Here is a 21,921-nt window from a genome sequence, read left to right on the forward strand (position 1 = left end):
ACACGGTCGCGATGACGCTGGACGAGGTGCGCGATCTTGCGCGCCGCGTGCTCGCCGGCGCCGGGCTGTCGGCCGACCACGCCGCCGCGGTCGCCGAGACGCTGGTGGCGGGCGAGCGCGACGGTTGCGGATCGCACGGCGTCTATCGGCTGCTCGTCGCCACCCGCACGATCGCCACCGGCCGGGTGTCGACGGATGCCGTGCCGGTGGTGCGCGAGCCGGCACAGGCACTGGTGCGGGTCGACGGCGGCGGCGGCTTCGCGCAGCTGGCGTTCGAGCGCGGCAAGCCGCTGCTGATCGAAAAGGCCAAGGCGTTCGGCATCGCCGCGCTGGCGCTCAACAACGTCGTCCATTTCGCCGCGCTGTGGCCGGAGGTCGAGGCGCTGACCGACGCCGGGTTGGTCGCGCTCGCCTTCACCCCCAGCCACGCCTGGGTCGCGCCGGCGGGCGGCACCGAGCCGGTGTTCGGCACCAACCCGATCGCCTTCGGCTGGCCGCGGCCCGGCCGCGATCCGTTCGTGTTCGACTTCGCGACCAGCGCGGTCGCGCGCGGGGAGATCGAGCTCCACCGCCGCGCCGGCAAGCCGGTGCCCGACGACTGGGGCTATGATGCCGAAGGCCGGTCGACCACCGATCCGGCCGAGGTGCTCGCCGGCGCGATGCGCACCTTCGGCGGGCACAAGGGTTCGGCGCTCGCCGCGATGGTCGAGCTGATCGCGGGCCCGCTGATCGGCGACAGGACCAGCCGCGAGTCGATCGCGGCCGACGAGGGCGCGGGCGCGTCGCCCTTGGGCGGCGAGCTGATCCTCGCGATCGATCCGGCCGGCTTTCTGGGCGCGAGCGTCGCCGAGCACCTCTCACGCGCGGAGGCGATGTTCGCGGCGATCGAGGGGCAGGGCGCACGGTTGCCGGGGGCGCGGCGCTATGCCGCCCGCCGCCGCAGCCTGGCCGAAGGCGTGCAGGTGCCCGCGGCGCTGCACGCCGATCTGATGGCACTGACGACGGGGGACGCATAGGCATGCGGGGAGCACGGTTTCTGCTTGGGGCGGCGTTGATGGTTTCTTCTCCGGTGGCGGCGCTCGACGCCGCGTTCGCAGCGACGCTGGCGCAGGCGCATCCTCAGCCCGGCCAGACCGCCGACCAGCGGTTCGAGGCGCTCTACACCGCCGAATGGCAGTGGCGGCAGCACCAGTCCGCGCCCGACGAGGACAGCCCGGAGAGCGCGCCCAAGCGGCTGCCCGACGTCGGCCCCGAATGGCAGGCGGTGAAGACGAAGCGCTGGACCGATACCGAGCGCGCGCTCGCCGCGATCGATCCGGCGCGGCTGTCGCCCGCCAATCGCGTCAACTATGCGGTCTACAAGGCGCAGATCGACGCGCTGCTCGCCGAACAGCGCTATCGCGAGTATGAGAAGCCGCTCAACGCCGACACGAGCTTCTGGGGCAATCTCGCCGGCTGGGCGCGCGAGCCGCTCAAGACTGAGGAGCAGTATCGCAATTACATCGCGATGCTGCGCGAGGTGCCGCGCTACTACGACCAGCAGATCGTCAACATGCGCGCCGGGCTGAAGCGCGGCTTCACCCCGCCCGCGATCACCCTGCAGGGGCGCGACGCGGGCGTGGCCGAGGTGGCGGAGGCCAAGTCGCTCGACGACCAGCCCTTCTACGCGCCGTTCGCCAAGATGCCGGCGACGATTCCCGCGGCGACCCAGGCGACGCTGCGCAAGGAAGGCGAGGCGGCGATCCGCGAGGCGCTGGTCCCCGCCCACACCAAGCTGCTCGCCTTTCTGCGCACCGAATACATCCCCGGCGCGCGCACGCCGCTCGACGCCACCAGCCTTCCCGACGGCAAGGCCTATTACCAGTCGAAGATCCGCGAGTTCACCACGCTCGACAAGAGCCCGGACGCGATCCACGCGATCGGCCTGGCCGAGGTGGCGAAGATTCGCGCGCGCATGCTGGAGGTGATGAAAGAGGTCGAGTTCCAGGGCGACCTGCCGGCGTTCCTCACCTTCCTGCGCACCGATCCGCGCTTCTACGCGAAGACGCCGCAGGACCTGCTCGACCGCGCTGCGTGGATCGCCAAGACCTTCGACGGCAAGGTCGGCCAGTATTTCGGCCGGCTGCCGCGCAGCCGCTTCGCGATCAAGCCGGTGCCCGACGAGATCGCCCCCTTCTACACCGGCGGGCGTGGCGGGCCGGGCATCTACCTGGTCAACACCTACAACCTGCCGGCGCGGCCGCTCTATTCGCTGCCGGCGCTGACGCTGCACGAAAGCGCGCCGGGCCACGCCTTTCAGATGCCGCTCGCCGCCGAGAACACGGCGCTGCCGGCGTTTCGCCGCGACAGCTACATCTCGGCCTATGGCGAGGGCTGGGCGCTCTATTGCGAGGCACTGGGCGAAGAGATGGGGATGTACGACACGCCCTATGAGGTGTTCGGCATGCTCAGCTACCAGATGTGGCGCGCGGCGCGGCTGGTGGTCGACACCGGCCTTCACACCAAGGGGTGGACGCGCGAGCAGGCGCAGAAATACCTCCACGACAACACCGCGCTCGCCGATCACGAGATCACGACCGAGGTCGACCGCTACATCGCCTGGCCGGGGCAGGCGCTGTCCTACTATCTCGGCGAGCTCGCGATCCTCGACGCGCGGGCCCGGGCGGAAAAGGCGCTGGGCGCCAAGTTCGACATCCGCGCCTTCCACGACGCGGTGCTCGAGCTCGGCTCGGTGCCGCTGCCGGTGGTCGATGCGCGCGTCGACCAGCTGATCGCCGACGGTGGCAAGGGCCCCTATCCGGACGAGGACTGATGCGCACGACGCTGGCGGCACTCGCCGCACTCGCGGTGGCCGGGGGGCCTGCTGTGGCGCAGCAGGGCGTGGCGGTGCACAGCGCCGGCAATCCGATCCTGGCGGACGGGCGCTATTATTCGACCGATCCCGCACCGGTGGTGCTCGACGACACGCTCTACATCCTCGCCGGCCGCGACGAGGCGCCGGCGGACGTCAACGACTTCATCATGAACGAGTGGCAGCTGCTCGCCACCCGCGATCCGGCCAAGGGCGACTGGACGCACTATCCCGCCATTGCCCGGCCCGAAGCGGTGTTCCGATGGGCCGAGCCCGGCCGCGCCTATGCCGGGCAGATCGTCGAGGGCACCGACGGGCGGCTCTACCTCTACGCGCCGGTGCTGGAGGCGGGGGGCGACGCCAAGGACCGCTTCGCGATCGGCGTCGCGGTCGCCGATAGTCCCACCGGTCCCTGGGTCGATGCGCACCCCGCCGGACCGATCGTGTCGCAGCGCGTGCCCGAGGCGAACGCGATCCAGAACATCGACCCGACCGTACTGGTCGACGACGACGGCCGGATCTATCTCTACTGGGGCACCTTCGGCCAGCTGCGCGCGATCGAGCTGGAGCGTGACATGGTGACGCCCAAGGGGCGCGAGGTTACGGTGGAGGGGCTCACCGGCTTCTTCGAGGCGCCGTGGCTGATGAAGCGCAAAGGCGTCTATTATCTGCTCTATGCGGGCAACAATGCGGGACCGAACTCGCCCTGCACGCCGGCGGTCTACCATGCGTGCATCGCCTATGGCACCGCACCCTCGCCGATGGGGCCATGGACCTATCGCGGCACGGTGCTGAAGCCGGTATCCTCGACGACCTCGCACCCCGGCGCGGTCGAGTACCGGGGCCAATGGTATCTCGCCTACCACACCGCCGATGCCGAGGGCGGGGGGCATTTCCGCCGCAGCGTCGCGCTCGACCGGCTCGAATGGGACGACGGCGTCACCCCGCCGGCGATCCGCCCGGTGGTGCCGACCCGCGCGCCGCAGCCGGTGCCGCCGCCGACCCGCAACATCGCCGCTGCGGCCACGCCGGCCGCGTCGAACCAGCCGATCCCGGTGCAATATTGGATCCGCGCGCTCAACGACGGCATCGTCAAGGCGTCGCCGCTGCCGCCCGACATGTGGGGCAGCTGGACCGGCGACAATCCCGCGCAGCAGTGGATCGAGTACCGCTGGCCGCAGCCGGTGACGATCGACGGATCGCGCATCCGCTTCTTCGCCGACCACCCCGCCGGGTCGGGCGAGGGTGTTGCCCCGCCGGCGCGCTGGCGCATCGAATACTGGGACCGCGGCTGGAAGCCGGTGCCGCGACCCGACCGCTACGGCACCGCGGTCGATGCGTTCCAGGAGACTCGGTTCGCGCCGGTCACCACCCGCTGCCTGCGCGCGGTGTTCCAGGCGTCGCACGCCGGCGGCAGCAATGCCGCGCTGGCGGTGCAGGAATGGGAGGTGCTCGCCCCGCGCGTCACCCGCCCCGCCCCGCCCGCCGAGCCGGCGCCTCCCTGCGCCGCGACCGCCGCGCCGCCACGCTAGCGCGCGCCCTTGGCCAGTGCGTCGCGGAGCACCTGCACCTGACGGTTGAGCGCGGCGAGCGCGTCGGCGGTCATGTCAGTCCGCGCCATCCCCGCCTCGGCGAGGCAGCCGCATTCCTCGCGTAGCGCCCGCCCGCGCTCGGCGGCGCCGGTGGCGAGGGCACCAACCCCGAGCAGTTGTTCGCGGCCGGCTATGCCGCCTGCTTCATCGGCGCGCTCAAGGTCGCGGGACAGCAGCTCAAGCTCAAGGTGCCGGACACCGTCAGCGTGAACGCGACCGTCGGCATCGGCCCGCGGATCGCCGGCGGCTTCGGCATCACGGCGAATCTAGAGGTCAGCCTGCCGGGCGTGGCGCGCGCCGATGCGGAGAAGCTGGTCGCGACCGCGCACGAGATCTGCCCCTATTCGAACGCTACCCGCAACAACGTCGACGTCGGCCTGAGCATCGCCTGAGCATCGCCTGATCGGCGCCTGAGCGGTTCGTCCATCGGTTCTCCCAAGCGGGCGGGGTGGGGACACCCCGCCCGTTTTACGTTGTGTTGCGGAGGCTTGATCGCGATTGCGTTCGCTCTGTCGCTGCAATATGTCCGAGTAATGCGACCCCATCAGAGGGTGAAACGCCGGCCCGCCCCGGCAGCCAGGGAGAGACGAATCATGATCCGCATCCTTCGCCGCGCGGCGCTCGCGCTGTTGTTGTCGGCCGCGCCGCTCGGCGCCGTGGCGCAGACCGCGCCCGCCGAGCCCAGCCCGGCCGCAGGCACCGCCAGCGTCGAGATCGACGGCAGCAAGCCCGGCCCCGTCTACGACCGGCGCATCTTCACCCAGTTCGCCGAGCATCTCGGCCACGGCATCTACGAGGGGCTGTGGGTCGGCAAGAACTCGAAGATCCCCAACACCAACGGCTTCCGCAATGACGTGGTCGCGGCGCTGCGCGACCTGTCGGTGCCGGTGATCCGCTGGCCCGGCGGCTGCTTCGCCGACGAATATCACTGGCGGGAAGGCATCGGCCCGCAGAAGCAGCGCCCGGTGAAGATCAACACCCATTGGGGCGGCGTGACCGAGCCGAACACCGTGGGCACGCACGAGTTCTTCGAACTGCTGCGCCAGGTCGGCGCCGAGGCCTATGTCGCCGGCAACGTCGGCAACGGCACCCCGCGCGAGATGGCGGAGTGGGTCGAATATATGACCTCGCCGGCCGGCACGCTGGCCGAGGAGCGCGCCAAGAACGGCCACAAGGCGCCGTGGGCGGTGCCGTTCTTCGGCGTCGGCAACGAGCTGTGGGGTTGCGGCGGCAACATGCGGCCCGAGTTCGCCGCGGACGAGACGCGCCGCTATGCGACCTTCATCAAGGCGCCCGCCGGCACCAAGATCCTCAAGATCGCCGCCGGCGCCAACGTCGACGACTATAACTGGACCGAGACGATGATGCGCGTCGCGGCCCCGCAGCTCGATGCGCTGTCGCTCCACTATTACACGCTGCCGCAGGGCGGCTGGCCGCCCAAGGCCGATCCGGTCAACTTCGACGAGAACGGCTGGGCCGACGCGCTCGCCGGTGCCTGGCACATGGACGAGCTGATCACCAAGCACAGCGCGATCATGGACAAGTACGATCCGCAGAAGCGCGTCTTCCTGGCCGTCGACGAATGGGGCGCCTGGTATGCCCAGGATCCGGGCACGCGCCCGGGCTTCCTGCGCCAGCAGAACACGCTGCGCGACGCGCTGATCGCGTCGATCCACCTCGACATCTTCGCCAAGCACGCCGATCGCGTCCGCATGACCGCCATCGCGCAGATGGTGAACGTGCTCCAGGCGATGATCCTGACCGACGGCAGCAAGATGGTGCTGACGCCGACCTATCACGTGTTCGAGATGTACAAGCCGTGGCAGGACGCGACCGTGCTGCCGATCACGATCGACGCGCCCTGGTACAACAAGGACCAGTTCACCTTGCCGGGGGTCAGCGGATCGGCAGTGCGCGGCAAGGACGGGCGCGTCCATGTCGGTCTGTCCAATCTCGACCCGAACCAGGCGAACACCGTCACCGTGAAGCTGGACGGTCTCACCGCGTCCTCGGTGACCGGCCGGGTGCTGACCGCGCCTGCCATCAACGCGCACAACAGCTTCGACGCGCCCGAGGTGGTGAAACCCGCCGCCTTCACCGGCGCGCAGGTGAACGGCGGCACGCTGACGGTGACGCTGCCCGCCAAGTCGGTGGTCGTGCTCGACCTGCAGTAACAGGCGACCTTGTGCCCCTGCGCAGGCAGGGGCTCAGGTCCACAAGCGTAGGTCATAGAAACCCTGGGCTCCTGCTTCCGCAGGAGCACCGGAGGAGGAGAGGGATGATGCTTCGGTCGCTTCTGATAGGAGCCGCGCTGGTGCTTTGCGGCGCCGGAGCCTTGGCGCAGCAGGCGCCCGGCTCCCCGGCGCAGCAGGCGCCCAGCCTCAACGAGCGCCTGACCGGCGACCTCGTCCCAACGCACGATCCGGTGATCGCGCGTGAGGGCGACACCTATTATGTGTTCGGCACCGGCCACGGCGATCGCCTGGTCGAGACCAAGAGCTCGCCCGACCTCGTCCACTGGACCGCGGGCGCGCCGGTGTTCACCAAGCTGCCCGACTGGGCGCCCAAAGCGGTGCCCGGCACCAACGGTCTGTGGGCGCCCGACATCGCGCGCGTGAACGGCCGCTGGCGGCTGTACTATTCGGTCTCGACCTTCGGATCGAACCGCTCGGCGATCGGCATGGCGACCAACGCCACGCTCGATCCGAAGTCGCCCAAGTTCGCGTGGCGCGACGAGGGGCTGGTGGTGCAGTCGATGCCCAGCGACGACTTCAACGCCATCGACCCCAATTTCGTGATCGACCGGCAGGGCCGCCACTGGCTGTCGCTCGGCAGCTTCTGGAGCGGCATCAAGCTGTTCGAATTGGACAAGAAGACCGGCAAGCTCCTCCACCCCAAGGAGAAGCGCTTCTCGCTCGCCCGCCGCATGGCCCCCGCCGGCGCGGCCGCGCCGATCGAGGCGCCGTTCATCGTGCCGCATGGCGACTATTATTATCTGCTCGTGTCCTACGACTATTGCTGCAAGGGCGTGAACAGCACCTACTACACCGCCGTCGGCCGCTCGAAGGACATCACCGGGCCCTATGTCGGCAAGGACGGCAGTCCGCTGATGGAGGGGCAGGGGACGATCTTCCTGCGCGCCGACCTTCAGGAAAAGCAGCGCTTCCGCGGCCCCGGCCATGCCGGCTGGCTGCACGACAAGGACGGCCGCGATTACGTCGTCTACCACGCCTACGATCGCGAGAAGAACGGCGCGCCGACGCTGCGCATCGCGCCCGTGACCTGGGGCGCCGACGGCTGGCCTGTCGCTTAGCAATGACTGAAACTCTCCAAGGAGCTGCCGCCATGCTTCCTCTCGACCGCCGCTTCTTCCTCGCCGGTGCCGCCGGCAGCCTCGTCGCGGCAAAGGCTTCCGCCGCCGGCCTGCGCGCCACCGACGCCGCCGCCGCGCCGGTGCCGGTCAACCCGCTCGTCAAGCAGCGCGCCGACGCGCAGGTGTTCCGCCACGCCGACGGCTATTATTATCTGACCGGATCGGTGCCCGAGTACGACCGGCTGGTGCTGCGCCGCTCGCGCACGCTCGCGGGGCTCGCCACCGCCGAGGAGCGGGTGCTGTGGCGCCACCAGGCGAGCGGGCCGATGTCGGGCTTTCTCTGGGCGCCCGAGCTGCACCTCTTTGACGACAAATGGGTGATGTATTTCGCGGCCGGCCCCAGCGGCGGCGGCGAGGACGTGTTCCGCATCCGCACCTATGCGGTGGTGTGCGACGGCCCCGATCCGATGACCGGCAGCTGGAGCGTGCTGGGCAAGTTCGAATCGCCGTTCGACGGCTTCAACCTCGATTCGACGATCTTCATGCACCGCGGCGTCCGCTATTTCTGCTGGGCGGAGCGCGAGCCAGGGATCGAAACCAACTCCAACCTCTATCTCGCGCCGATGAAGACGCCGCTGACGCTGGCGGCAAAGGCGGCGCGGCTGACGGTGCCGACGCTCGACTGGGAGGTGCGCGGGTTCAAGGTCGCGGAGGCGCCGGCGGTGCTCGCGCGCAACGGCCGGCTGTTCCTGACCTATTCGGCGAGCGCGACCGACGACCGCTATTGCCTGGGCATGCTGACGGCGCGCGACGACGCCGACATCATGGATGCGAAGAGCTGGACCAAATCGCCGCAGCCGGTGTTCGTCAGCTCGGACGTGACGAAGGTTTATGGTCCCGGCCACAACAGCTTCACCGTCGACGAGCAGGGCCGCGACGTGCTGGTCTACCACGGCCGCGACTACAAGGCGATCGAGGGCGACCCGCTGTTCGACCCGAACCGCCACACCCGAGTCCAGCGCATCTACTATCGCGAGGATGGCACGCCGGATTTCGGCATCCCCGTCGGCAACGGCTTGGTTCCCGACCGCTTCTCGCCCGCCGATGCGCCGAAGCAGTTCGTGCGGCATGACGGCGACCGCGTGCTGGTCGGCGCGGGCGACATCCCCTCCAGCCAGTTCCGCGGCGTGGCGAGCATGGCCGGCTCCGGCGCGGTGACGCTGGTGCCGATCGATGCCCCCGAACGCGTTCTGTTCGCCGCGCCCGACGGCAGCGTCCGGCTCGCCCAGCCGCAGCGCGACCGCCAGTTCGTGCTGCGCAGCAGCTTCGTGCGCGAGGCGGTAGACCGCGACACGGTGCGCTTCGTGCTCGCCGGTCGCCCCGGCATGGTGCTGTCGCACGCCGACGGCGGGCTGCGGCTGGTGGCACGCCCCAAGCGCGGTGCGGCACCCAACACGCTGTTCCGGGTGAGCTGAACCTCCACCCGTCCTCTCCGACACATGCTCCCGCTCCGGTGGCCAACCCGGCCGCCGGAGCGGCTTTCGTTGGGCGGCGCCGCGCCCGGCGCCGCGGTGCTGCGGCAGGACGAAGCCTCTTGCGGATCGGACGAAAATCCTCTACTTTTTGTCCGAGTAATAAATACGATGATTGGCCGAGGCGAAACGCCCGGTTAGGGGAGAGGAACATGGCGTTCAGGCCCGTTTTCTTGCGCACTGCGTCCGTTGCCGCTCTGGTCCTTGCGTCGCCCGCCCTGGCGCAGACCGCCGCCGAGGACGTTGCGCCGGCTACCGATTCTACCGTCACCCAGGTCGGCGAGACCCCCGATGCGGCACCCAGCGAGGGCGACATCGTCGTCACCGGCGTGCGCGGCAGCATCGTCGGCGCGCTCAACGTGCGCCGCGAAGCGACCCAGATCGTCGACTCCGTTGTGGCCGAGGACGTCGGTAAATTGCCCGACAATAACGTGGTCGAGGCGCTCCAGCGCATCACCGGCGTCCAGATCACCGATCGCGCCGGCGGCGAAGCAGCGACGGTCACCATCCGCGGCCTGACCGATCCGCTGACGACCCTCAACGGCCGCAACATCTTCACCGCGGCGGGAACGTCGTTCGCCCTGCAGGACATCTCGGCGAACCTCGTCAAGCAGGTTGACGTCTACAAGACGCGCTCGGCCGATCAGATCGAAACCGGTCTCGCCGGCCAGATCGACGTGAAGACCCGCCGTCCGCTCGACTTCGACGGCTTCGCCATCTCCGGCCTCGCCCGCGGCATCTACAGCGAGCTGGCGGACGAGATTAATCCGAACGTGGCGCTGCTGGTCAGCAACCGCTGGGAGACCGGCATCGGCGACATCGGCCTGCTGGTGAACGGCAGCTATTCGCGGTACAAGTATCGCAACCAGAACCTGCAGGCGGGCGCCATGGTGCCCTTCGCGACGGAGACTCCGCCGGACGGAAGCGGGCTGACCCCGCTCCAGCGCATCTTCCCGGGCGATCGCAACGAGAACTGGACGCCCGGTCTCGATCGCGGCCTGCCGACCGCGCCGGGCTCGACGCTCAACATCAACGGCGTCGACGTTCCCTATTATCTGTCGCGGGATGCGATCATCAGTTCGGACCTGTACGGCGAGCGCGAGCGCCCGTCGGTCAACGCTGCGCTGCAATGGGCGCCGAACGACCGCTCCGTCTACACCGCCGAGGTGTTCTACACCGGCTTCCGCGGCAAGACGGCCAACAGCCTGCACTTCAGCTTCGCCGACTGGTGGGGCGATCTCCCGACTCCGGTGGGGTCGAGCTTCGAACTGTACGACGGCACGAACATCATCAAGTCGCGTCGCGCCGGATCGGTCGCCGGCTTCAACAGCGGCGACTATGCGACCAACAAGACGGACAGCTTCGTCTATGCCCTGAACGGGCAATGGGACGTCGCGGACCGCGGCAAGATCTCGGCCGACGTCGCCTATCAGAACAGCACGAACGAGACCTCGTTCTTCGCCATCCGCACCGATCGCGGTCCGCTCGACCTCGACGTCGACTTCAATGCCGGCGGCGGCCTGCCGGCGTACAGCTTCGGCAATCAGGAAGTCCTGACCGACCCGTCGGCATGGACGGTGGGCAACCTGTTCGACAGCGGCACCAAGAACAAGGGCAGCGCGCTGACCGTGATGCTCGACGGCGAGTATAGCTGGGACGAGGGTTTCCTGCGCCGCATCAAGGCCGGCTTCCGCTACGACAATCGCGATGCCGACAGCTATGTGCGGGATCAGGGTGCGGGCGCCCTCACGCGACCGAACCCGGCGTTCAATCCGGCTCTCCCGATCGGGGCAGACAATCCGGAGCGTCTGCCCATTTATCTCTCGGAATTCGCGCAGGGCACGCCGTTCACCAACAGCGGCTTCTTCGACGGGCGGGCGGACGTTCCGACCAGCTGGGTCATCGCCGACCCGCGGACGATGGACAAGGATGCCGTTCGCACCCTGTACCGCGCCGTCGCGCCGGGCCTGCTGCTGTCCGACCAGCTGAGCTTCGGGCAGGTCTTCGGGATCAACGAGATCAACACCGCGGCCTACATCGTGGCGGACGGAGAGGTCGAGCTGTTCGGCCGGCCGCTGCAGCTGCAGGGCGGCGTGCGCTATGTGATGATCGACACCGACTACGACTATTTCGATCGCGGGGCGAACTTCGCCCGCACGTCGGTGTCGACCGGGTCGGAAAAGTTCCTGCCGTCGTTCACCGCGCGGTACGGCATCACCGACAATCTGCGGATTCGTTTTAACTATGGTGAGACGCTGCGTCGTCCGGCGTTCGGCGATCTGAACCCGAACCGGGTGCTGACCGGCGACCTGTCGCGGATCGGCTTCGGCACCGGCACGTCGGGCACGGCGACGCTCGGCGCGACCCATTCGAAGAACATGGATCTCGCGCTGGAGTGGTATTTCGAGCGCAACAGCGCGATCTACGTGACGGGCTTCCACCGCGAGATCGAGGGGCTGGTGGTTCCGCTCACCATCCGCGAGTTCATCCCCAACAACTATCTGCCGCGGAATGAGACCTACACCGAGAACTTCAACATCACCCGTCCGGTAAACGCGTCGGACGGCGTGCTGAAGGGCGTGGAACTGGGCCTGACCTATTTCCCGACCTACCTGCCCGGGCCGCTCGACGGCCTCGGCTTCACCGGCAGCGCGACGATCCTGGATTCGGAGCAGACGATCCCCGTCACCAACACGCAGGGCGAGATCGTCGGCGAGACGACCTCCTCGTTCTTCGGGGTGTCGAAGCTCTCCTACAACGCCACGCTGGCGTACGATAAGGGCCCGATCGGGGCGCGCCTGTCGTACATCTGGCGCAAGGGCTTCCTCCAGAGCAACGAAGCTCGCTCGTTCGCCAATCCGATCGGCTTCTGGCGTCGACCGGAAAAGAGCCTCGACCTCCAGCTGACCTGGAACGTGACCGACGACATCGGCGTGACCTTCGACGCGGTGAACCTCACCAAGGCGAAGCAGCAGAACTACTACAAGTTCGAGGATGCCGGCGGGCCGGAGCAGTTCAACTCCAGCACCTTGCTGCTCGACCGCACCTTCGCGTTGGGCGTGCGTTTCTCGATGTGATCCGGACGGCTTCCGTCCAACCTCTGCACCACCTTGGGGGCCGGTTCGCCGGCCCCTTTTTTCGTGGCGGTTTCGCTGGCATCGGCGCGCCGATCGGCGCAGCTTGGGCGGCATGATCCCGCGCCGTCCTTCGCAGCTGTTCCGCAGCCGCTGGTCCGCCCTGTGGTGGGCGCTCGGCGTCCTGGTCACCACGCTGATGACGGTCGGCTTCGCCAGTCGGGACGGGGAGCCCGCCGACGGCGTCGAGGACAACGCCGTCGCGGGGCTGACCGACGTCACCGGCGCGCCGGTGACGGATCAGGACCTCGCCGTGCTGCGCAATCTGATCGGCAATGGCAGCTAGCGCGTCACGCGCGCGCGGTGCACTCGGTCTTACCCCGGCCGTCGCGCGTGAAGGTCGCGCGATCGCCCTTGCCGCGCAGCGTCATGCCGTCGCCGGCATACCAGATGCCGGAGGCCGGGCGCTGCCCCTCGAGCACGCCGAGCGTGGCATTACCCCGGCGCAGCGTCACGGTGTCGGCGCGATTGTCGAACGCGGCGACCAGCGTCGTGCCGTCGTCGCAGCGATAGCGTGCGGTGACCTTGGCCGGCATGTCCGCGGCGGTCGTATTCCGGGAAGCGAGATCGACCTTTTCGATCCGCCAGGAACGCTGCTCGGCGGTGGCGCCGTCGATATCGCCCGCGCGATGGAGCGTGACCTCGCCCTGCTCGACGATCGGCGGGCCGTTCTTGCGCGTCGCCCGGACCGTCACGGGCACGGTGACGTAGCGTTGCCCCGCGCCGGAATCGATCCGGCCGGGGGCACCGACCTCCGCGCGATAGCTGGCATAGCCGGCGAAGCCGCGGGCGAAGGCCGCAGGGCTCTTGCCCGACGCCGCGCCGCCGTTGCGCCAGAGTGCGCGGGCCGCGGCATAGTCGCCGCGGCCGAGCAGCGCGTAATAGCGCTCGACCAGCGCCCGCGCCGCCTCCGCGGTCTTGCCATCGGCATCCGCGGCGGGTGGGGCGGGCGTGGCACTGGCGGCGTCCGCCGGCGCCCCGACGGGGGCAGGCGACGGTGCACCCGAGGGTCCGGTGGGCACCGGTGCGTCGGCAGCGGGTCCCTGAGCCTCGGCGGTCTGGTCGCGCGCGGCATCGCGACCGTCGCCGCAGCCGGCAAGCATCAGCGCCAGCGCGGCTGCGGCGAGCGGACGACTCACGGCTCGAGCGCGTCCTCGTCCGCGTCGTCGAGGTCACCGTCCTCGGCGAGATCGTCGCCGTCGAAATCCTCCTGGAGTTCGTCCTCGTCCTGATCGTCCTGGTTCACCGGCACGTCGTCGTCGTCTTCTTCTTCGCCGAGTTCGTCGTCCTGCATCAGAAGCTCGTCTTCGTCCTCGTCGTCGGACTCGGCGAGATCGGGCTCCATGTCGGTCATCATCGTGCCGTCGCTGGGGCCGTCGCGCGTGACCTCGAGGATCTCGGCACGCTGGCTCTCGTCATAGCCTTCCTCGTCGTAGCCGTCGTCGCCGGAGCCCTGTCCCGTAACCTGGTGACCGCCCATGATTCGCTCCTTGCTGTGGTCCGCGAAACGCGGACTCTTCCCAGCGCGAACGGCGATCGGGGCTTCCTGTTCCCGCCGCCCGCGACGATCCGAGCGGCGGGCGGGGGGAGAAGCCGGCGGCTGCCGCGCAGCCGCTGCACCGTGGGGCTGTTCGCGGGCGCCTTGCGGGCGTATTCAGGCGCACAATCAACCCCCTGCAGGATTTCCGATGGCCGACGCTCCCATGACCCAGGTGCCCCTCGTCTCGCTCGCCGAGCAGCAGGACGATCCGGAGCGCTTCGCCCAGGCGTTCGGCGGCTCGTTCGCGCGCTTCGGCTTCGCGATGGTCGCCGACCACGGCATCGACGCCGCGCTGATCGAGCGCGCCTGGACGCTGACCGGGCAGTTCTTCAAGCTGCCCGAGGAAGAGAAGCGCGGCTATCACCAGCCGGGCGGCGGCGGCGCGCGCGGCTATACGCCGTTCGGGATCGAGATCGCCAAGGACGCGACCGAGAACGACCTCAAGGAATTCTGGCACATCGGCCGCGAGCTGCCGGCCGACCATCGTTTCCGCGCGGTGATGGCCGACAACGTCTGGCCGTCGGCGCCGGCGGGGTTCAAGGAAACCTTCGTCGAGCTGTTCGCCGCGTTCGACGCCGCGGGACTCAAGCTCCTGTCGGCGATTGCCCGCTATCTCAAGCTCGCGCCCGACTGGTTCGAGCCGGCGGTCGACAGCGGCAATTCGATCCTGCGGCTGCTCCACTATCCGCCGGTGTCGGCCGATGCGCCGGGCGTGCGGGCTGGCGCGCATGAGGACATCAACCTCATCACGCTGCTGCTCGGCGCCGAGGAAGCCGGGCTCGAACTGCTCGACAAGGACGGCCGCTGGCTCGCCGTCAAGCCGCCCAAGGGGGCGATGGTCGTCAACGTCGGCGACATGCTCCAGCGGCTGACCAACCATGTCCTGCCCTCGACCACGCACCGTGTCGTCAATCCGGCGCCCGAGCGGCGCGGCAAGTCGCGCTATTCGATGCCGTTCTTCCTCCACCCCGCGCCCGACTTCCTGATCGAGACGCTGCCGGGCTGCGTCGGCGAGGGGAACCGCTATCCGCAGCCGATCACGGCGCACGACTATCTCCACCAGCGGCTGGTCGAGATCGGGCTGATCAAGAAATAAGGGTTGGGCGGCTGCCCCGGGCTCGCTTTCGCAACTTCCGCAAAGTTTTCGGACGCGTTCGGGGTTGTTTGTACCTCGGCGCGTCCGCTAACGCCGCCTTCGCCGCCGGAGTGTCCCGGCGGAGAACGAAAGAGGCAGGCATGACGGAACCGCTACGCGTCGCGATCGCAGGACTTGGCACGGTCGGCGCGGGTGTGATTCGTCTCCTCGATACCAACGGGCCGCTGATCGAGCGCCGCGCCGGCCGCCCGATCGAGATCGTCGCCGTCTCCGCGCGCGACCGCACCAAGGACCGCGGCGTCGACCTGTCGCGCTTCGAGTGGGTCGACGACACCGCCGCGCTGGCCGCCGATCGTCGCGCCGACGTGGTGGTCGAGCTGGTCGGCGGCGCCGATGGCCCGGCGCTGACGCTTGTTCGCGCCGCACTCGGCAACGGCAAGAGCGTGGTCACCGCCAACAAGGCGATGATCGCCCATCATGGCCTGGAACTCGCGCGCGCCGCCGAAGGGCGCGGCGTGGCACTCAAGTTCGAGGCGGCGGTGGCGGGCGGCGTGCCGGTCATCAAGGGGCTGCGCGACGGCGCCGCGGCCAACGAGATCGGCCACGTCTACGGCATCCTCAACGGCACCTGCAATTTCATCCTGTCGAAGATGGAGGCCGAGGGTCGCGACTTCGCCGAGGTACTGGCAGAGGCGCAGCGGCTGGGCTTCGCGGAAGCCGACCCGAGCTTCGACATCGACGGCATCGACGCCGCGCACAAGCTGTCGATCCTTGCCAGCCTCGCCTTCGGCACGCGCCCGGCGTTCGACGACGTCGCGGTGACCGGCGTGCGCCACGTGCTCGCCGCCGACATCGCCGAGGCGGCGACGCTCGGCTATCGCGTGCGGCTGGTCGGTGTGGCGGAGGCGGGTGCGCACGGGCTGTTCCAGCGCGTCCACCCGCATCTGGTGCCGCTCGACCATCCGCTGGCGCACGTCACCGGTTCGCTCAACGCCGTCGTGGCGGAGGGCAATTTCGTCGGCCGGCTGTTCTTCCAGGGGCGCGGCGCCGGCGACGGCCCGACCGCGAGCGCGGTGGTCGCCGACCTGATCGACATCGCCCGCGGCGAGTTCGGCCCCGCCTATGCGATGCCGGCCGAGGCGCTCGCCGAGCAGCCCGCCGCGTCCACTGGCGAGCGCCGCGGCCGCGCCTATCTGCGGCTGATGGTCGCGGACAAGGTCGGCGTGCTCGCCGAGATCGCCGCGGCAATGCGCGACGCCGGCGTCTCGATCGAGCGGCTGATGCAGCGCGGCGCCAACGCCGACGGCAGCGTGCTGGTGGCGATCGTCACCCACGAGGGGCCGGAGCGCTGCGTCGCCGCGTCGCTCGAACGGCTGCGCGGTTCGCCGAGCCTGGTCGGCGAGCCGATGTGGATGCACATCCTGGAGAGCTGAGCGGGGCGCGTCATCGCCCTTCGTTCGTCATGCCAGCGGAGGCTGGCATCCAGACACGCTACGCTCGCGCTTCAATCGTAGCGGCAATGGATCCTGACGTTCGTCAGGGTGACGGGAGGGGGCACGTTTCCGTGCGTTGATCCGTGCTCCTGCGAAGGCAGGAGCCCAGGGTCCCAAGCACCGGCAGTCGTTGCTCTGCGGAAACCCTGGATCCCTGCCTGCGCAGGGATACGGATGCGGCCAGCGGCGTACTCAATCCCCGAACGGCCGGTCGATCGCGTGCTGCGGCTGGGTGAACCACGCCGCGCCCGTCTCGGTGACGTGGAAGTGATCCTCCAGCCGCACGCCGAAGCGGTTGGGAACGACGATCATCGGCTCGTTGGAAAAGCACATGCCGGGCGCGAGCGGCGTCTTGTCGCCGCGCACCAGATAGGCCGGCTCGTGGATCGACAGGCCGATGCCGTGGCCGGTGCGGTGGGGGAGGCCCGGCAGGCGATAGTCGGGGCCGAGCCCTGCCGCTTCCAGTACCCGCCGCGCGGCGGCGTCCACCGCCTCGCACGGCACGCCGGGCGCCGCCGCGTCGAACGCCGCCTGCTGCGCCTCCTTCTCCAGCGACCAGATGCTGCGCACCTCGTCGGGCACGCTGCCGAAGGCATAGGTGCGGGTGATGTCCGAGTGATAGCCCTCGACCAGGCAGCCGGTGTCGACCAGCACCAGTTCGCCCTCCTGCAGATATTGCTCCCCCGGCAGCCCGTGGGGAAAGGCGGTGGCGCGGCCGAACTGGACGATGCAGAAGCTCGATCCCGCCGCGCCGATCGCGCGGTGCGCGGCGTCGATGAAGCGGACGACGTCGCTCGCGGCGATGCCCGGCTGGAGGATGCGCGCGGCGCGGCGGTGCACTTCCAGCGTCATCGCCTTGGCCTGGCCGAGCAGCGCCAGCTCGGCCGGCGACTTGACCATGCGGCAGCCGTCGATCGCCGGCGCGCCGTCGAGCAGGGTGACGCCGGCCGCCTTTGCGCGCAGCCGCTCGGCCCATTGGAACGGGAACAGCGGATCGACGCCCAGCCGGGTGACGCCGGTCCCCGCCAGAGTGTCGGCGAGCAGCGCGATCGGGTCCTCGTCCTCCTCCCACAGCCGGACGTCGGCGTCGATCGCCAGATCGGCCTCCAGCGTGCCGAGTTCGAAGGCGGGGCACAGCAGCACCGGGCGGCCGGACGCGGGCAGCAGCATCACCACCAGCCGCTCGCTCGGGCCCCAGGGCACGTCGGCGAAATAGCGCAGCGACGCGCCGACGTTGACCAGCAGCCCGTCGGCGCCGTTCGCCTCCGCGAGCGTGCGCGCCTGCGCCAGTCGCGCCTGTCGCTCGGCCGCGTCGATCGGGGTGGCGCGCTCGGCCCAGGGAGTGATCGCTGCGAGTTCGGCCGCTGCGTTCGATCCGCCGATGGTCATGCTGTGTCCTTCTTCAAAAACGGGCGAGGTCGAACGGGGCGAGGTCGACCGGCGGGGACGCATCGGCGGCCAAGGCGGCGACGATTTCCGCGGTGATCGGCGCCAGCGTGAGCCCGAGATGCTGGTGGCCGAACGCATAGAGCAGGTTGCCCGCGCGACGCGAGCGCCCGATCGCCGGGAGATAGTCGGGGAGCGTCGGGCGGCTGCCGATCCAGCGGCGGAACGGGCCGGCGATCGGCAGTCGCAGGGCGCGGACATGCGCCTCCAGCCGCTCCCACTTGCGCGGGTCGGGCGGCGCGTCGGGCGTGTTGAGTTCGACGAAGCTCGCCGCCTGGACGCACTCGGCATAGCGGGTGACGATCATCGAGCGATCCTCGAACACCAGCGGCGGCAGCTCGGCGGGCCAGCGGTCGGCGGCGGCGCGCAGGTGATAGCCGCGCTCGGCGATCATCGGCACGGTATGGCCGGTCGCCGCCATCAGCGCGCGCGATCCGATGCCGGCGGCGACCAGCACCAGATCGGCGGGATGGCCGGGCACCTGCGCGGCGCCGTCGACGATCGCGACCGTCGCGCGCTCGCGGACGATCCGCCCGCCCGCCGCGGTGAAGCTGCGCTCGAGCGCCGCGGCGAGCGCCGACAGGTCGCGGACCTGGCCGCTGCCCGAAAAGCGGATCGCGCCCGCGATCGGCACCTGGCTCACCGCGCCGATCGCCGCCAGCTCCGCGGCATCGGCATCGCGGAAGGTGGCGGTGCCGGTGTCGGCCTCGGCCCATGCGGCGCGGCCGGCGCGTGCGGTCTCGGGCGTTTCCCAGGCGACGAGATGGCCGTTCTCGGCCAGCAGCTCGGGCGCGCCGATCGCCGCCACCAGCCGCCGCCACGCCGGCAACGACTCGCGCAGCAGCCCGCCCAGCGCCCGGCTGCCCGCGGCGAAGTGCCGCGGCGTCGAGCGGTCGAGCAGCCGCACCGCGAACGGCAGCCAGTGCGCGATGCGCGCGAGCGGCAGGTCGAGCGCACCGCCGCGAGCGAACAGCCGGCGATGCGCCGAGCGGACCGCTGCGGGCGAGGCGAGCGGCGCCACCTGCTCGGTCGCGATATGGCCGGCGTTGCCCCAGGAAGCGGCGGTGCGCTGGTCGTCCGGCTCGAACAGCGTCACCGCATGGCCGGCGCGCGCGAGCGCCACGCCGCACGCCAAGCCGACCACGCCGCCGCCCACCAGATTAATCGCACGCACGCCCGTTCTCCTGTTGCGGTGCAACGATCCCTATCGTATACGGTATATGTCCGCAACGATAAGAGAATGGTGCAGGTATGAGTGTCGATTGGAAGGGTGTGTTCCCCGCCGTCACGACGCAGATCCGCGAGGACCTGTCGATCGACTTGGGCGAGACCCAGCGGGTGGTGGACGACCTGATCCGCGACGGCGTCACGGGCGTGATCGCGCTCGGCACCGTCGGCGAGAACAACTCGCTGATGTTCGAGGAGAAACAGCAGGTCCTGAGCGCGATCGTCGAAGTGGTGGCGGGTCGCGTGCCGGTGCTCACCGGCGTGTCCGAATACGACGAGCGCCGCGCGGTGCGTTGGGCGCAGTCCGCCGAGAAGATCGGCGCGACCGGCCTGATGGTGCTGCCGCCGATGGTCTATGTGCCCAAGCCCGAGGAACTGGTCACCCATTTCCGCGGCATCGCCGAGTCGGTCGGGCTGCCGATCATGCTCTACAACAACCCGCCGGCGTACCGGACGGTGATCGACCGCGGCGTGCTGGCCGCGCTCCACGATGTGAAGAACATCGTCGCGGTCAAGGAATCGGCGCCCGACACGCGCCGCTTCACCGACTTCCGCAACGAGTTCGGCGATCGCTTCGTGCTGTTCGCCGGGCTCGACGACGTCGCGCTCGAAGGGCTGTTCCTGGGTGCGCAGGGCTGGGTCTCCGGCCTCACCAACGCTTTCCCGCGCGAGTCGGTGGAGCTGGTCCGGGCTTTCGCGCGCGGCGACACCGCCAAGGCGCTGGAGATCTACCGCTGGTTCATGCCGCTGCTCCACCTCGACGCCGAGCATGATCTGGTGCAGACCATCAAGCTCTCCGAACAGGTCATGGGTCGCGGGTCGGAGCGCGTGCTGCCGCCGCGTCAGGTCCTCACCGGCGAGCGCCGTGCCGAGGTGATCGCGATGGTCGAGAAGGCCGCGGCGACGCGTCCGACTCTCGAGGTGGCCAAGGCAGCCTGACGAGTAGACGCATGCGGCACACCTTCTTCTGTATCGACGGCCATACCGCCGGCAACCCGGTCCGCCTCGTTGCGGGCGGTGCGCCGCTGCTGAAGGGGGCGTCCATGTCGGAGCGGCGCCAGGATTTCCTGGCGCGCTTCGACTGGATCCGCACCGGCCTGTGCTTCGAGCCGCGCGGCCACGACATGATGTCGGGCGGCTTCCTCTACCCGCCGACGCTGCCCGACAGCGACGTCGGCATCCTGTTCATCGAGACCTCGGGCTGCCTGCCGATGTGCGGCCACGGCACCATCGGCATGGTCACCTTCGGGCTGGAGAATGGGCTGATCCAGCCTGCCACGCCCGGCAAGCTGCGCATCGAGGTGCCCGCCGGGGTGATCGACGTCGCCTACACGACCGAGGGCGACAAGGTGACGGCGGTGCGCATCACCAACGTGCCCGCCTATGTCGCGGCGACCGGCATCCAGGTCGAGCTGGAGGGGCTGGGGCCGCTCAGCGTCGACGTCGCCTATGGTGGCAACTATTACGCGATCGTCGACCCGCAGGGCGCCTATACCGGGCTGGACGACCTGGGCGCCTCCCGCCTGGTCGAACTGAGCGCGCGGCTGCGCGAGGCGATCCGCGCACAGTTCGAGCCGGTGCATCCGCTCGATGCCACCATCCGCGGCGTCAGCCACATCCTGTGGGCCGACAAGCCGCGCTGCGACGGAGCCGACGGGCGCAACGCGGTGTTCTACGGCGACCGCGCGATCGATCGCAGCCCGTGCGGCACCGGCACCTCCGCGCGGCTCGCGCACCTGGCGGCGAAGGGCGCACTCCGGGTCGGCGACCGCTTCGTCCACGAAAGCTACATCGGCAGCCGCTTCACCGGCCGGGTCGAGGCGGAGACCGCGATCGGCGAGCAGCCGGCGATCGTCCCGTCGATCGAAGGGTCCGCGATCGCGACCGGCTTCAACACGATCTGGATTGATCGTATCGATCCTTTCTGGAAGGGTTTTCAGGTCACATGACCCTCGCGGTCCGCAGTCGACTTCCGGCGCGCGGGCCGCGTCCTTCCGGAGGTCTCCCGTCGATGAGTATTGTCGTCCGCACGCTATCCGAACAGGTGTTCGAGATCATCCGCGAGCGGATCATCACCGGCGCGCTGCCGCGCAACGCGCCGATCCGCCAGGATGCCCTCGCCAACGAGCTGGGCGTGAGCAAGATCCCGCTGCGCGAGGCGCTCGCCCGGCTCGAGCAGGAGGGGCTGCTCAGCAGCCAGGCCAACCGCGGCTATTTCGTCCGGCCGATGTCGGCGGAGGAGTTCGACGAGATCTTCGCGCTGCGGCTGGTGCTGGAACCGGCGGCCGCGGCGCTTGCCGCCGAGCATGCCGACGACGGCGAGCGTGCCGCCGCGATCGCCGCGTTCGAGGCGCTCGACAGCGCCGCGAGCAACAATCTGGCCGCGGTCGCGGTCTGCAACCGCAACTTCCACACCGCGTTGGTCCGCCCGAGCGGGCGGCTGCTCACCACCCAGCTGGTCGAACGGCTGGCGGTGCTCGCCGAACGCTATGTGGTCGCGCATCTGGCGCCCGCCGGCCGCGAGGACCGCGCGCACCTCGAGCATCGCGCGCTGCTCGACACCTGGCTGGCACGCGACGGCGCGACCATGCAGACGCTGCTCGCCGCGCATATCCAGGCGACGCTGGACGATCTTCGTGCCGAGTTCGGCGCGGACTCGCCGGGCTGAAAAGACACGCAATAAAAAGGGGGGGAGTG

The 21,921-nt window shown here is 69.7% G+C and carries 17 protein-coding genes and 1 pseudogene; 14 read left to right on the forward strand and 4 right to left on the reverse strand.

What is annotated here, in order from left to right; translation table 11 throughout:
• The first annotated feature begins 11 nt into the window (after nucleotides 1-11).
• The 9 genes and pseudogenes from ACBY01_RS06675 to ACBY01_RS06715 all read left to right on the forward strand — a co-directional run bounded on the left by ACBY01_RS06675 (nucleotide 12) and on the right by ACBY01_RS06715 (nucleotide 12,708).
• Nucleotides 12-1,016, forward strand: a complete 1,005-nt coding sequence (locus tag ACBY01_RS06675) for an Ldh family oxidoreductase (protein WP_416460049.1) — start codon at nucleotides 12-14, stop codon at nucleotides 1,014-1,016.
• A gap of 38 nt (nucleotides 1,017-1,054) precedes the next feature.
• Nucleotides 1,055-2,812 carry a DUF885 domain-containing protein gene (locus ACBY01_RS06680; protein ID WP_416460016.1) on the forward strand — a complete coding sequence of 586 codons (1,758 nt, stop codon included), beginning with the start codon at nucleotides 1,055-1,057 and terminating at the stop codon, nucleotides 2,810-2,812.
• The gene (locus ACBY01_RS06685; protein WP_416460017.1) at nucleotides 2,812-4,383 is read left to right on the forward strand and encodes a family 43 glycosylhydrolase; all 1,572 of its coding nucleotides are present in this window, start codon (nucleotides 2,812-2,814) and stop codon (nucleotides 4,381-4,383) included. The genes ACBY01_RS06680 and ACBY01_RS06685 overlap by 1 nt, the downstream gene beginning before the upstream one ends.
• 128 nt (nucleotides 4,384-4,511) lie before the next feature.
• Nucleotides 4,512-4,835: pseudogene (locus tag ACBY01_RS06690) on the forward strand (Ohr family peroxiredoxin); the annotation flags it as partial.
• Nucleotides 4,836-5,036: 201 nt separating this feature from the next.
• Nucleotides 5,037-6,617 carry an alpha-N-arabinofuranosidase gene (locus ACBY01_RS06695; protein ID WP_416460019.1) on the forward strand — a complete coding sequence of 527 codons (1,581 nt, stop codon included), beginning with the start codon at nucleotides 5,037-5,039 and terminating at the stop codon, nucleotides 6,615-6,617.
• A 104-nt stretch (nucleotides 6,618-6,721) separates the two neighbouring features.
• Nucleotides 6,722-7,756 (forward strand): arabinan endo-1,5-alpha-L-arabinosidase, encoded by a 1,035-nt coding sequence (locus tag ACBY01_RS06700; protein ID WP_416460020.1) that lies wholly within the window; start codon nucleotides 6,722-6,724, stop codon nucleotides 7,754-7,756.
• A gap of 32 nt (nucleotides 7,757-7,788) precedes the next feature.
• The gene (locus ACBY01_RS06705) at nucleotides 7,789-9,231 is read left to right on the forward strand and encodes a family 43 glycosylhydrolase (protein ID WP_416460021.1); all 1,443 of its coding nucleotides are present in this window, start codon (nucleotides 7,789-7,791) and stop codon (nucleotides 9,229-9,231) included.
• 209 nt (nucleotides 9,232-9,440) lie between these two features.
• Nucleotides 9,441-12,365 (forward strand): TonB-dependent receptor, encoded by a 2,925-nt coding sequence (locus ACBY01_RS06710; protein ID WP_416460022.1) that lies wholly within the window; start codon nucleotides 9,441-9,443, stop codon nucleotides 12,363-12,365.
• 103 nt (nucleotides 12,366-12,468) lie between these two features.
• On the forward strand, nucleotides 12,469-12,708 hold the full coding sequence (locus tag ACBY01_RS06715) for a hypothetical protein (RefSeq protein WP_416460023.1): 240 nt from the start codon (nucleotides 12,469-12,471) through the stop codon (nucleotides 12,706-12,708).
• 4 nt (nucleotides 12,709-12,712) lie between these two features.
• Here the strand turns inward: ACBY01_RS06715 and ACBY01_RS06720 are convergent, their stop codons facing one another.
• A complete protein-coding gene (locus tag ACBY01_RS06720) occupies nucleotides 12,713-13,561 on the reverse strand; it encodes an MliC family protein (RefSeq protein ID WP_416460024.1) in 849 nt (282 codons plus the stop codon).
• On the reverse strand, nucleotides 13,558-13,902 hold the full coding sequence (locus ACBY01_RS06725; RefSeq protein WP_416460025.1) for a DNA primase: 345 nt from the start codon (nucleotides 13,900-13,902) through the stop codon (nucleotides 13,558-13,560). The genes ACBY01_RS06720 and ACBY01_RS06725 overlap by 4 nt, the downstream gene beginning before the upstream one ends.
• 208 nt (nucleotides 13,903-14,110) lie before the next feature.
• Here ACBY01_RS06725 and ACBY01_RS06730 point away from each other — a divergent pair, with 208 nt between their 5' ends.
• The gene (locus ACBY01_RS06730) at nucleotides 14,111-15,058 is read left to right on the forward strand and encodes an isopenicillin N synthase family dioxygenase (protein WP_416460026.1); all 948 of its coding nucleotides are present in this window, start codon (nucleotides 14,111-14,113) and stop codon (nucleotides 15,056-15,058) included.
• Between the two features lie 140 nt (nucleotides 15,059-15,198).
• Nucleotides 15,199-16,491 carry a homoserine dehydrogenase gene (locus tag ACBY01_RS06735; protein WP_416460027.1) on the forward strand — a complete coding sequence of 431 codons (1,293 nt, stop codon included), beginning with the start codon at nucleotides 15,199-15,201 and terminating at the stop codon, nucleotides 16,489-16,491.
• A gap of 252 nt (nucleotides 16,492-16,743) precedes the next feature.
• On the opposite strand, the gene ACBY01_RS06740 is transcribed toward ACBY01_RS06735, so the two are convergent.
• Complete coding sequence (locus ACBY01_RS06740) at nucleotides 16,744-17,940, reverse strand: M24 family metallopeptidase (protein ID WP_416460028.1); 1,197 nt, start codon at nucleotides 17,938-17,940, stop codon at nucleotides 16,744-16,746.
• Between the two features lie 13 nt (nucleotides 17,941-17,953).
• Nucleotides 17,954-19,171 carry an NAD(P)/FAD-dependent oxidoreductase gene (locus ACBY01_RS06745; RefSeq protein WP_416460030.1) on the reverse strand — a complete coding sequence of 406 codons (1,218 nt, stop codon included), beginning with the start codon at nucleotides 19,169-19,171 and terminating at the stop codon, nucleotides 17,954-17,956.
• Nucleotides 19,172-19,248: 77 nt separating this feature from the next.
• Between ACBY01_RS06745 and ACBY01_RS06750 the strand changes: the two genes are divergently transcribed.
• The 3 genes from ACBY01_RS06750 (at nucleotide 19,249) to ACBY01_RS06760 (ending at nucleotide 21,892) form a co-directional block, all read left to right on the forward strand.
• Entirely contained in the window at nucleotides 19,249-20,163 is a 915-nt protein-coding gene (locus tag ACBY01_RS06750) for a dihydrodipicolinate synthase family protein (RefSeq protein ID WP_416460031.1), read from the forward strand.
• 11 nt (nucleotides 20,164-20,174) lie between these two features.
• A complete protein-coding gene (locus ACBY01_RS06755; protein WP_416460032.1) occupies nucleotides 20,175-21,173 on the forward strand; it encodes a 4-hydroxyproline epimerase in 999 nt (332 codons plus the stop codon).
• A gap of 62 nt (nucleotides 21,174-21,235) precedes the next feature.
• Nucleotides 21,236-21,892 carry a GntR family transcriptional regulator gene (locus ACBY01_RS06760; RefSeq protein ID WP_416460033.1) on the forward strand — a complete coding sequence of 219 codons (657 nt, stop codon included), beginning with the start codon at nucleotides 21,236-21,238 and terminating at the stop codon, nucleotides 21,890-21,892.
• The last annotated feature ends 29 nt before the right edge of the window (nucleotides 21,893-21,921 follow it).

It is taken from the genome of Sphingomonas mangrovi, from assembly GCF_047975845.1.
Lineage (GTDB): Bacteria > Pseudomonadota > Alphaproteobacteria > Sphingomonadales > Sphingomonadaceae > Sphingomonas.